The organism is Enterobacter adelaidei (genome assembly GCF_041937165.1).
GTDB lineage: Bacteria > Pseudomonadota > Gammaproteobacteria > Enterobacterales > Enterobacteriaceae > Enterobacter > Enterobacter adelaidei.
In genome coordinates this window covers 663,068-674,808 of sequence record NZ_CP154353.1, presented here as the reverse complement: position 1 = coordinate 674,808, position 11,741 = coordinate 663,068, and the positions used below count along the sequence as shown (strand labels likewise).

The 11,741-nt window shown below is 54.3% G+C and carries 10 protein-coding genes; 5 read left to right on the top strand and 5 right to left on the bottom strand.

Features of this window, described 5'->3' with window-relative positions:
- Positions 1-60: 60 nt before the first annotated feature.
- The 5 genes from AAHF05_RS03360 to AAHF05_RS03340 all read right to left on the bottom strand — a co-directional run bounded on the left by AAHF05_RS03360 (position 61) and on the right by AAHF05_RS03340 (position 7,242).
- Positions 61-294 carry a YgdI/YgdR family lipoprotein gene (locus AAHF05_RS03360; RefSeq protein ID WP_108089547.1) on the bottom strand — a complete coding sequence of 78 codons (234 nt, stop codon included), beginning with the start codon at positions 292-294 and terminating at the stop codon, positions 61-63.
- Between the two features lie 139 nt (positions 295-433).
- Positions 434-3,658, bottom strand: a complete 3,225-nt coding sequence (gene carB, locus AAHF05_RS03355) for a carbamoyl-phosphate synthase large subunit (protein WP_028016645.1) — start codon at positions 3,656-3,658, stop codon at positions 434-436.
- 18 nt (positions 3,659-3,676) lie between these two features.
- Complete coding sequence (gene carA, locus AAHF05_RS03350) at positions 3,677-4,825, bottom strand: glutamine-hydrolyzing carbamoyl-phosphate synthase small subunit (protein ID WP_129323950.1); 1,149 nt, start codon at positions 4,823-4,825, stop codon at positions 3,677-3,679.
- A 454-nt stretch (positions 4,826-5,279) separates the two neighbouring features.
- Positions 5,280-6,101: a 4-hydroxy-tetrahydrodipicolinate reductase gene (gene dapB / locus AAHF05_RS03345; RefSeq protein ID WP_129323951.1), complete on the bottom strand. Its 822-nt coding sequence runs from the start codon at positions 6,099-6,101 to the stop codon at positions 5,280-5,282.
- Positions 6,102-6,234: 133 nt separating this feature from the next.
- Entirely contained in the window at positions 6,235-7,242 is a 1,008-nt protein-coding gene (locus AAHF05_RS03340; RefSeq protein ID WP_129323952.1) for a LacI family DNA-binding transcriptional regulator, read from the bottom strand.
- A gap of 188 nt (positions 7,243-7,430) precedes the next feature.
- Here AAHF05_RS03340 and AAHF05_RS03335 point away from each other — a divergent pair, with 188 nt between their 5' ends.
- From AAHF05_RS03335 to AAHF05_RS03315, 5 genes are read left to right on the top strand one after another with little or no spacing between them, the layout of a single operon-like run.
- Positions 7,431-9,173 carry a class I mannose-6-phosphate isomerase gene (locus AAHF05_RS03335; RefSeq protein ID WP_129323953.1) on the top strand — a complete coding sequence of 581 codons (1,743 nt, stop codon included), beginning with the start codon at positions 7,431-7,433 and terminating at the stop codon, positions 9,171-9,173.
- 2 nt (positions 9,174-9,175) lie between these two features.
- The gene (locus AAHF05_RS03330) at positions 9,176-9,604 is read left to right on the top strand and encodes a PTS sugar transporter subunit IIA (protein WP_049005240.1); all 429 of its coding nucleotides are present in this window, start codon (positions 9,176-9,178) and stop codon (positions 9,602-9,604) included.
- A gap of 10 nt (positions 9,605-9,614) precedes the next feature.
- Positions 9,615-10,109: a PTS sugar transporter subunit IIB gene (locus tag AAHF05_RS03325; protein ID WP_028016639.1), complete on the top strand. Its 495-nt coding sequence runs from the start codon at positions 9,615-9,617 to the stop codon at positions 10,107-10,109.
- A gap of 10 nt (positions 10,110-10,119) precedes the next feature.
- Positions 10,120-10,917, top strand: a complete 798-nt coding sequence (locus tag AAHF05_RS03320; RefSeq protein ID WP_049005239.1) for a PTS sugar transporter subunit IIC — start codon at positions 10,120-10,122, stop codon at positions 10,915-10,917.
- Positions 10,917-11,735 carry a PTS system mannose/fructose/sorbose family transporter subunit IID gene (locus tag AAHF05_RS03315; protein WP_028016637.1) on the top strand — a complete coding sequence of 273 codons (819 nt, stop codon included), beginning with the start codon at positions 10,917-10,919 and terminating at the stop codon, positions 11,733-11,735. Before AAHF05_RS03320 ends, AAHF05_RS03315 begins: the two co-directional genes overlap by 1 nt.
- The last annotated feature ends 6 nt before the right edge of the window (positions 11,736-11,741 follow it).

The window sequence follows — 11,741 nt, the reverse complement described above, 5'->3', positions numbered from 1 at the left end:
GTCAGTAATTCAGCAGGCTAATAGTGAATATTATTGACGGGCTAACGGCAGAATTCTGAATTAGTTATCCAGCTCGCCCATAGATTTTACCTGGTCACGGTTAATCTGCTCGGTTTGACCGGTTTCGGCGTTTTTATACGACACCAGCCCAGTATCGTCATCCACCTGCGGTTTGCCGTCGGTGACAATGGTTTTGCCATCGGTGGTTTTTACGGCCTGATTAGACGAACAGCCCACAACGGTAAACATTGTCGTAGCAGCCAGAACGGAAGCGATCAGTAATTTATTTTGCATGGTGTTTTCCCCTGCATTCAGTTGGATTTCGTTATCGACCTAACCATTTTAGGCTAACTGACTGAATGTGGATGGAAAACCAGAAGGTTCTGAAGGTGGGGATAATGCCCGGCAACAGAGTGCTGCCGGGCATTTTTACTTACTTGTTAATCTGCGCGTGCATTTCCTGCACCGAAATCACCTTCTCGGTGGCATCCGCGTTCAGCGCCATGGCTGTTGCGAAACCGCCGTTCAGGGTGGTGTCGTAGTGCACTTTGTACTGCAGCGCGCTGCGGCGAATCAGCTTGGAGTCTTCAATCGCCTGACGGCCCGCCGTGGTGTTGATGATGTAGGTGTATTCGCCATTCTTGATACGGTCCTGAATGTGCGGACGGCCTTCATGCACCTTGTTCACCAGACGTGGATTGATACCTGCTTCACCCAGCACAATCGCCGTACCGTGGGTCGCATCCAGCTCGAAGCCCTGTTTCAGCAGCTTGGCAGCCAGGTCAACCACGCGCTCTTTATCGCCTTCGCGAACAGAGAGCAGCGCACGGCCTGATTTTCTCATGGTGGAGCTGCTGCCCAGCTGCGCCTTCGCAAAGGCTTCTGCGAAGGTGCGGCCTACGCCCATTACTTCCCCGGTAGAGCGCATTTCTGGCCCTAACAGTGGGTCAACGCCCGGGAATTTGTTGAACGGCAGTACCACTTCTTTCACCGAGTAGTACGGTGGGATGATCTCTTTAGTTACGCCCTGCTGAGCCAGCGTCTGGCCTGCCATCACGCGCGCCGCCACTTTCGCCAGTGGAACACCGGTCGCTTTGGAGACGAACGGTACGGTACGTGCCGCACGCGGGTTCACTTCAATCAGGTACACTTCGTTGTCTTTAACGGCGAACTGGACGTTCATCAGACCACGAACCTGCAGCTCGAAGGCCAGCTTCTGTACCTGCTGGCGCATCACGTCCTGAATCTCCTGGCTCAGGGTGTACGCTGGCAGAGAACAGGCGGAGTCACCGGAGTGAACGCCAGCCTGCTCGATGTGCTCCATGATGCCGCCAATCAGCACCATTTCACCATCGCAGATAGCATCAACGTCCACTTCTACTGCATCGTCCAGGAAGCGGTCGAGCAGCACTGGCGCATCGTTAGAGACGCTTACCGCAGTCTGGAAGTAGCGACGCAGGTCGGCTTCGTCATAAACGATTTCCATCGCGCGGCCGCCCAGTACGTAAGAAGGACGCACCACCAGTGGGTAGCCAATCTCTTTCGCCTTCTCAACGGCCTGTTCAATCGCAGTTACGGTGGCGTTTGCCGGCTGTTTCAGTTTCAGACGGTCAACCGCCTGCTGGAAACGCTCACGGTCTTCTGCACGGTCAATCGCATCCGGGCTGGTACCGATAACCGGTACGCCAGCCGCTTCCAGCGCGCGCGCCAGTTTCAGCGGGGTCTGGCCGCCGTACTGCACGATAACGCCTTTTGGCTTCTCGATACGCACGATTTCCAGCACGTCTTCCAGTGTTACCGGCTCAAAGTACAGACGGTCAGAGGTGTCGTAGTCAGTCGATACGGTTTCCGGGTTACAGTTAACCATGATGGTTTCGTAACCGTCTTCACGCAGCGCCAGAGAGGCGTGAACGCAGCAGTAATCGAACTCGATGCCCTGGCCGATACGGTTTGGGCCACCGCCCAGCACCATAATTTTGTCGCGGTCGACTGACGGGTTCGCTTCGCACTCATCTTCATACGTGGAGTACATGTACGCGGTATCGGTAGAGAATTCTGCCGCACAGGTGTCGACACGCTTGTAAACCGGGTGCAGGTTGAACTGGTCACGCAGCTTGCGGATTTCCGCTTCGCGCACGCCTGCCAGCTTAGCCAGACGCGCATCGGCGAAGCCTTTACGCTTCAGCACGCGCAGGAAGTCAGCGTCCAGACCGTTGATGCCCAGATCCGCCACTTTCTCTTCCAGACGCACCAGCTCTTCAATCTGCACCAGGAACCAGCGGTCGATGTTGGTCAGGTTGAAGACGCCGTCCACAGACAGGCCTGCGCGGAAGGCATCGGCGATATACCAGATACGCTCTGCGCCCGCGTCTTTCAGCTCGCGGCGAATTTTTGTCAGCGCTTCCGGGTCGTCCAGGCTCACTTTCGGGTCAAAGCCGGTCGCGCCCACTTCCAGGCCACGCAGCGCTTTCTGCAGGGATTCCTGCTGGGTGCGGCCAATTGCCATCACTTCGCCGACCGATTTCATCTGAGTGGTCAGACGGTCGTTTGCGCCGGCGAATTTCTCGAAGTTGAAGCGAGGAATTTTCGTCACAACGTAGTCGATAGACGGTTCGAAAGACGCAGGGGTGCGGCCGCCGGTGATGTCGTTCATCAGCTCGTCGAGGGTGTAACCCACCGCCAGTTTTGCTGCTACTTTGGCAATCGGGAAGCCGGTGGCTTTAGAGGCCAGCGCCGAGGAACGGGATACACGCGGGTTCATTTCGATAACAATCAGGCGTCCGGTTTTCGGGTTCACCGAGAACTGTACGTTAGAACCGCCGGTTTCCACGCCGATTTCACGCAGTACCGCCATCGAGGCGTTACGCATGATTTGATACTCTTTGTCGGTCAGGGTCTGGGCAGGTGCCACGGTGATGGAGTCACCGGTGTGGATCCCCATCGCATCGAAGTTTTCGATGGAACAGACGATGATGCAGTTGTCGTTTTTATCACGCACCACTTCCATCTCGTACTCTTTCCAGCCAATCAGCGATTCATCAATCAGCAGCTCTTTGGTTGGGGAGAGATCCAGACCGCGTTCGCAAATCTCTTCGAACTCTTCGCGGTTGTAAGCGATACCGCCACCGGTGCCGCCCATGGTGAAGGAAGGACGGATGATACATGGATAACCCACGTCAGCCGCGACGGCCAGCGCTTCTTCCATGTTGTGTGCAATACCGGAACGCGCGGTGTCGAGGCCGATTTTTTTCATCGCCACGTCGAAGCGACGACGGTCTTCTGCTTTATCAATCGCGTCGGCGGTCGCACCAATCATGGTTACGCCGAATTCGGCAAGCACGCCCTGACGCTCCAGCTCCAGCGCACAGTTCAGCGCCGTCTGGCCGCCCATCGTTGGCAGTACCGCATCCGGGCGCTCTTTTTCGATGATTTTGCGCACTACTTCCCAGTGAATTGGCTCGATGTAGGTTGCATCAGCCATTTCCGGGTCGGTCATGATGGTTGCCGGGTTAGAGTTTACCAGGATTACGCGGTAACCCTCTTCGCGCAGGGCTTTACACGCCTGCGCGCCGGAGTAGTCAAATTCACAGGCCTGGCCGATAACAATCGGGCCAGCGCCAAGGATCAGGATGCTTTTTATGTCTGTACGTTTTGGCATTGTCTTCTCAGCTCCTGATTATTTAGCGGTCTTACGGTATTGCTCAATAAGTTCGATGAAGTGATCGAACAGCGGTGCGGCATCGTGCGGGCCCGGGCTGGCTTCAGGGTGACCCTGGAAGCTGAACGCTGGCTTGTCGGTACGGTGGATACCCTGCAGGGTGCCATCGAACAGTGATTTATGCGTCACGCGCAGGTTAGCCGGCATTGAGGCTTCATCGACAGCAAAACCGTGGTTCTGCGCGGTGATCATCACCGTGTTGTTGTCGATATCTTTCACCGGGTGGTTACCACCGTGGTGACCGAATTTCATCTTAACGGTGTTCGCACCGCTCGCCAGCGCCAGCAGCTGATGGCCGAGACAGATACCGAAGACCGGGATATCGGTTTCCAGGAAGGATTTAATAGCGTTGATAGCGTAATCGCACGGAGCCGGGTCGCCCGGGCCGTTGGACAGGAAAATACCGTCCGGATTCATCTTCAGCACGTCTTCGGCAGAGGTCTGTGCCGGAACCACCGTCAGGCGGCAGCCGCGGTCAACCAGCATGCGCAGGATATTGCGCTTGGCACCGAAATCGTAGGCAACAACGTGGAACGGCAGCTCGCTTTCTGGTTTCGCTTCCGGCAGGTCGCCTTCCAGCGTCCAGCTCCCCTGCGTCCAGCTGTAGGCTTCGGCTGTCGTCACTTCTTTCGCCAGGTCCATACCGTTCAGGCCCGGGAAGGCTTTCGCTTTTTCCAGCGCCAGGGCAGCATCCAGGTTATCACCCGCGATGATACAGCCGTTCTGTGCACCCTTCTCGCGCAGCAGACGCGTTAACTTACGGGTATCAATATCGGCAATCGCCACGATGTTATGGCGTTTCAGGTAAGAAGAGAGGTCTTCGGTATTGCGGAAGTTGCTGGCAATCAGCGGCAGGTCGCGAATGACCAGACCTTGCGCATGTACCTGAGAGGATTCTTCGTCAGCCGCATTGGTGCCGACATTGCCGATATGAGGATAAGTAAGAGTAACGATTTGGCGAGAATAGGAAGGATCAGTGAGGATTTCTTGATAACCGGTCATTGAAGTATTGAAAACGACTTCCCCAACCGCCGAACCTGTTGCCCCTATGGCCCGACCGATAAACTGGGTTCCGTCTTCCAGAACCAATAGCGCTGACTTAATCAAAACACCCTCCAGAGAATATTCACTCACTTTATTTGCATATTAATTCATAACCATGTCATGGATCAATGCAAATGTGTTGCCAGCGGATTTTTGGCAAACGGCGGCATTCTGGAGATTTGGTAGGTAAAAGTCAACTTAAAACGGAGATTTTGTTTGTTCTTTTGCAAGCCTGGAGACCCAAAGGCGGCTTAACCGACAAAAAGATCAGGTAAATCACCGCAGAAAACGCTTGCGCGGCAAGTTTAATGAGAAATCTGGGGTGAGAACTATAAAAAGTAGACCAGATGGTCAAAATTTACATTTCAGCAACGAAAAAAGAGATTTAAAAGCGTGTTTTTGGATGAAAAATAGAGAATAGACAATGAAACAGGTAAAATAAAAGGGCAATAAATTATTGCCCTATGCAATCAAGTAATTACGACTGCAATAACCACATCACGATGGGTAATAAGCTCTACAAATTGTTGAGATCAAGCACATCCCGCATATCAAAAAGACCATTTCTTTTGCCTTTTAACCACAAAGCAGATCGTACGGCACCGTTTGCAAAGGTCATACGGCTGGAGGCTTTATGCGTAATTTCAACACGCTCGCCAATATCGGCGAACATCGCGGTATGTTCGCCGACGATGTCACCCGCTCGCACGGTTGCGAAGCCAATGGTTCCCGGCACGCGTTCGCCGGTGTAACCTTCGCGGGTATAGACCGCGCAGTCTTTTAAATCTTTATCAAGTGCATGAGCAATCGCTTCACCCATTGCCAGCGCCGTACCTGATGGCGCATCAACTTTGTAACGGTGGTGCGCTTCAACAATCTCAATGTCGGTATAGTTGCCCATCACCTTCGCCGCTTTCTCCAGCAGCTTGAGCATGACGTTTACGCCCACGCTAAAGTTCGCAGCAAAGACAATCGCAATTTCTTTTGATGCGTCCTGAATGGCCTGCTTACCTGCGTCGTCAAAACCGGTAGTACCGATGACCATTCCCTTGCCGTACTGGCGGCAAAACGCCAGATGCGTCAGCGTCCCTTCCGGGCGGGTAAAGTCGATGAACACATCGAAGTCATTTTTAACCGCGTCAAGGCTGCTCTGGACGGTAACGCCCGTCTTTCCCGCCCCCGCCAGTTCACCTGCGTCGGCACCAAGAAGTGAGGAACCTTCACGCTCCAGGGCCGCACCCAGCGCCACACCATCCATCTGTAGCGCCGCCTGAATCAGCTGACGGCCCATACGTCCACCCGCGCCCGCAATCGCGACACGGATCTGTGCATCATGCATAGTTATTCTCTTACGTTAAAATGATGTAAACCGTTTTCAGATTAACCAGCCTTGCTCTGTGCTGCCAACTGAAAACACCAATAATTAGAATTTAATGATAAACAGGAAGAAATATCAGTAAAAAGCATAACGATCAGCGAAAACCGCAGGATTCCCGCACCACGAGGGCGGGGGGAAGGATAATCCGTTTTGCCGGTTCATCATTTCCTTGCATGCGGCTATACAGCAACTCTCCTGCCTTGCGCCCAATCTCTTTCGCGGCGACAGATACCGTCGTGAGTGCAGGCTGAACCAGCGCCGCTTCGGTGATGTCATCGAATCCCACCAGGGCAAAATCACGTCCGGGTTCCCGGTTCAATTTGCGTAAACACTGCATAACCCCGAGGGCCACAATATCCTGATAACAAATCGCGGCGGTGATTTCCGGATTATCGGTCAGCAAACTCTCTGCCACCCGTGCACCATCGCTTTGGCTGGCCTGTGAAGTCACAATCCAGGCCGGATTCGGCGTAATACCGTATTCCAGAAGTTTACTGGTAAATCCGCCAATACGCTGCGCCCGTGACCCCGAATTCTGGCTACCGCCGATAAATGCGATCCGCCGGTGTCCCATTTTTAAAAGATGTTCGGTCGCCATTTGGGTGCCAAGAAAGTTATCTGTTCCAACAAAATCGAACCCCGGATCGCTAAGCGGTCGTACAACCATAATCGCCGGAATATTGCGTCGCTTCAGGCTATCAAAAAATGATTGGGGCGTTTCGCGGGCGGCACAGAGCACCATGCCACCCACGTTGTTACGCATCAGCGAATCAACAAACTTTTGCTGTCGCTCGGCGGATTCTTCGCTATTTGCCAGAAACAGCATCAGCTCATGGCGCTCCATCTCATGGCTTAAGCCGGCGGTCATCTCGCCGTAGAAAGGGTTGGTGATGTCATGCAACAGCAGCCCCACCTGATTACTGCTGCGGTTTCGCAGGTTTGCCGCCGTCTGGTTATAGACATAGCCCGATTCATCCAGCGCCTTCAGTACCCTTTCGCGTGTGCTTTGCGAAATGCGCCCTTTATTGCACAGCACCATTGATACCGTTGCCGTAGATACCCCTGCGTACTTCGCAACATCTGCCAGCGTGATTCCTGTCATGTTGTCTCCTTAGTCTTCACTACAGATTAATCGAATAACCTTTTTTTTTGCATTTTTCCCTGTGAGTCTCTTCACATTACGGCTATCAATCAGGATCCCATTCGTATTTATGGCGGGTTAATCGCGTTAACCACTCTTCTCAAATGCGGTTAATCGAATAACCTTAAATAACGATTACGGAGGATAAGATGACAACTTACGACAAATTCCCCACGGTGATGATTCAGGGTTATGACGACAGCGCCTGGCAAGGTTGGGAGGCGATTATCAGCAGCCTTGATGCAAAAACCCGACAGTGCAGCCGCACCGTACTGGTGATTGATTGCTATCCAGGCGTGCGCATGACCGAACTTGAGAACGCTTTGCTGCCGCAATTGCGTCCGACACTCACAATCAATGTCGAACAAGCGCGACAGGATGAGCGCACCATTCATGAAATGCTGGCACGCAACCTCACCGACGATCGCGTCTTTGGCGTACTCTCCTGCCACCAGCTCGGTGAGTTTTTCGATCCCACTCGTCTGGAAACATTGCAGGCTCAGGTGAGCCAATGCTCTGAAGGGCTGATTGTGATTTACGGCCCCGGTGCGGCGCTCGTCCATCCGGGTGATGTGCTGGTGTATGCCGATCTTCCTCGATGGGAGATCCAGCAGCGTATGCGCAGCGGTGAGATGGGGAACTGGGGCGTAGAGAATCAGCATGAAGATATCCTTCGTCGCTACAAACGCGCCTTTTTTATCGAATGGAGAGTCTTCGATCGCCACAAAACGCCGCTTCTCAAACGCGCCGATTTTTTACTGGATACAACCCGGGCAAACCAGCCCGCGATGGTCAGCGGCGAAGCCCTGCGTGCCGGGCTTGAACAAACGACCTCGCAGCCTTTCCGCGTAGTCCCCTTTTTCGACCCCGGAATCTGGGGCGGCCAGTGGATGAAACAACAATTCGATCTCGATCCCTCTGCACCCAATTACGCATGGTGTTTTGACTGTGTGCCCGAGGAAAACAGCCTGTTACTGCGTTTTGGCGCAGTGCGGATCGAGATCCCCTCTCAGGATCTGGTTCTGCTTGAGCCTCGCGCTCTGCTGGGTGAGAAAGTTCACGCACGTTTCGGCGCGGAGTTCCCGATTCGCTTTGACTTTCTCGATACCGTTGGCGGCCAAAACCTAAGCTTCCAGGTCCACCCCGTTACCGAGTACATCCAGCAACAGTTCGGGATGCATTACACCCAGGATGAGAGCTATTACATCCTGGACGCCAGGCCAGATGCCGTTGTTTATCTGGGCACCAAAACCGGTATAGATCCTAAGGACATGATGGACGATCTCAGGCGTGCGGGGCGCGGTGAAAAACCGTTTGATGATGCCCGTTTCGTTAATCAAATCCCGGCCAAAAAACACGACCATTTCCTGATCCCTGCAGGCACAGTGCACTGCTCCGGCGCCGGGACCATGGTACTGGAGATCAGCGCTACGCCGTATATCTTCACCTTCAAACTATGGGACTGGGGCCGCCTTGGGCTGGACGGTCTGCCGCGCCCGGTACACCTGGACCACGGTGAAAAGGTGATCGACTGGCAGCGCGACACGCAGTGGGTGCATCAGCATCTGGTGAATCAGTTTGAACCTATCGCAGAAGGAAATTACTGGCGCGAAGAACGAACGGGGCTGCACGAGCGAGAATTTATCGAAACCCGTCGTCACTGGTTTAGCGAACCCGTGTTGCATCATACCGGTGGCGGTGTGAATGTGCTGAATCTCGTGGAGGGAGACGAAGCCATTGTCGATAGCCCAACCGGTGCGTTTGCACCTTTCACCGTCCATTACGCCGAAACCTTCATCATTCCGGCAAGCGTCGGTGAATATCGCATTTCACCGCCCGCCAATTCCTCCAGCCAACCACTGGCGACTATCAAAGCCTGGGTAAGGAGTTAACGATGATTCATTTTATTGTCGCCACCCACGGTCCGCTTGCCAGCGCTCTGCTGGAGAGCGGCCGGATGGTTTATGGCGATCTGCCCGGCGTGCACGCCGTTTGTCTGACCGAACAGGCAGGGATAGAGGGCTTCCGCCGTGACTTTTGCGCCACGCTGGAAGCAGCAAGCATAAATGCTGATGGCGTGCTGGTGCTGTGTGATATGCAAAGCGGCACGCCCTGGAATGTGGCTTGCGAGGTCGCGTTTAACCAGCATACACATCCACCTGTCGCCGTGGTCGCGGGGGTCAACTTCCCGATGCTGCTGCAAACCGACGAGGTGATGATGGCACGCGATGTTCATCATGCTGCCGCGCAAATAATCCAACTCACTCTGCCGACGCTGGTACAGGCGAAACAGATAGATTCTGAACCGACAGACGATTTTTAAGGAGCTGCATATGAGTATTTCTTTTGTTCGCATCGACGATCGCGTGATCCATGGGCAGCTCATCACACGCTGGGCCAAAGAGCTGCCCTGTGACGGCATCGTTGCCATTGATGATGCCGTTGCGGCCGATCCGCTGCTGTCGTCGGTCATGAAAGGCGCCGTCTCTGACACCAAAGTGTGGCTGTTCGATACCGCAACGGCGATTGAAAAACTGCCCAAAGTGATTGCCAGCGAGAAGCGGTATTTTGTGATAGGCAAATCGCCGCTTACGCTGCAGCGAATTGAACAGGCAGGCATTAGCCTGAAAAACAGCAACGGGAAAATCAACGTGGGGCCGATGAGCGCTCGCGCTAACACGATCACCATCGGCCCGAATCAATCGGTCACGAAAGATGAAGCGGCGGCGTTCGAGTGGCTCACCGTCCAGGGACACGCGATTGAATTCCGCCTGGTTCCAGATGCCAGTTTTTATACCTGGCAGGACGCCAGACAAAAGCTGAAATAAGGAGCGGATCATGTTTATCGAAGCGTCATTAATTGGCCTGCTGTGTTATCTGGGTGCACTCAGCAGTCCGTGGCTTTTAGGGTTGACTGGCGGTTGGTATCTCATCTCCCGACCGCTTATTTCCGGGATGCTGGTTGGCCTGATCCTGGGCGATATCAAAACCGGAATTATGATTGGCGTAGCGGTGCAGGCAGTGTATATCGCGATGGTGACCCCCGGCGGCTCGATGCCAGCAGATTTAAACTTTGTGGCTTATCCAGCCATTGCGCTGGGGATCCTTTCCGGCAAAGGACCTGAGGTTGCCGTCGCACTGGCAGCAACTATCGGTATCGCCGGAACCATTCTCTTCAATGCGATGATGGTGCTCAATTCATTCTGGAATCATCGGGCGGATGTCGCGCTGGAAAATGGCGATGAGCGAGGAATCTACCTCAACAGCGCCATATGGCCACAGGTGATGAATTTTGTGCTGCGCTTTGTCCCCACGTTTATCGCCGTCTTTTTTGGCGCGCAATACATTAGCGGCTTTATGGACAGCCTGCCGCAGATCGTACTCTCGACCATGAACGTGCTGGGCGGTATTTTGCCCGCCGTCGGTATTGCCATCCTGCTTAAGCAGATCATCAAAAGCTACACCATGCTCATCTATTTCCTGGTGGGCTTCGTCTGCATCGTTTTCCTGAAACTCAATATGGTTGCGCTGGTGATCGTGGGCGCCCTGCTGGCGCTGATTCATTACAACTACAAACCTGAGACGCCGCAGGCCGTGGCCTCTGCACCAGTCCCTGACGACGAGGATGAATTCTGATGGAAGAACGTAAACTGACCCGCAAAGATCTGCGCCGCTGCTGGCGGGCGTGGATGATGCACAACCTCTCTTCAATGAGCTTTGAACGGCTGGAATCCTTCGGCTTCTGCCTGAGCATGCTGCCGGTGGCAAAAAAACTCTATCCCGATGCCGCACAACGCACCGAGATGCTGCGTCGCCACGCGTCGTTCTACAACACGGAGCCGCAAATTGGCGCGATTGTTAACGGTATGGCGCTGGGTCTGGAAGAGAAGAAAGCCAACGGCGAGCCGATTGATGGTGAAACCATCAACACCCTGAAGGTGGGCCTGATGGGGCCGATAGCAGGGATCGGTGATTCGATGATCCCCGGAATGCTAATCCCCATCCTCCTGAGCATCGGGATGGCGCTGGCGGCAGGCGGGAACATCCTTGGCCCGCTGTTTTATACCGTTGCCTGGCTGGCCATTATTATCCCGGGCTCATGGTTCCTGTTTCTTAAAGGCTACCAGATGGGATCTGGTTCCGTGGAGATGCTGGTCAGCAGCAAATCCACCCGGCTACGGGAAGCGCTCTCCCTGCTGGGCGTATTCGTCATGGGCGGCGTGGCGGCCAGCTATGTGAAGCTCGGTACCGGGCTGGAGTTCATCACCCGCGACGGCGTTAACATTCACGTGCAGCAGATGCTGGACGGTATTTTCCCGCAACTGCTTCCGCTGGTGGTGGTGCTGGGTACCTGGTACCTGATGGCAAAACGCGGCGTGTCGCCAGTCAAAGCCATGGTTCTACTGCTGGTACTCGCAGCGCTTGGCGTGGCAACCGGGGTGTTTGCAGGATAAAAAAGC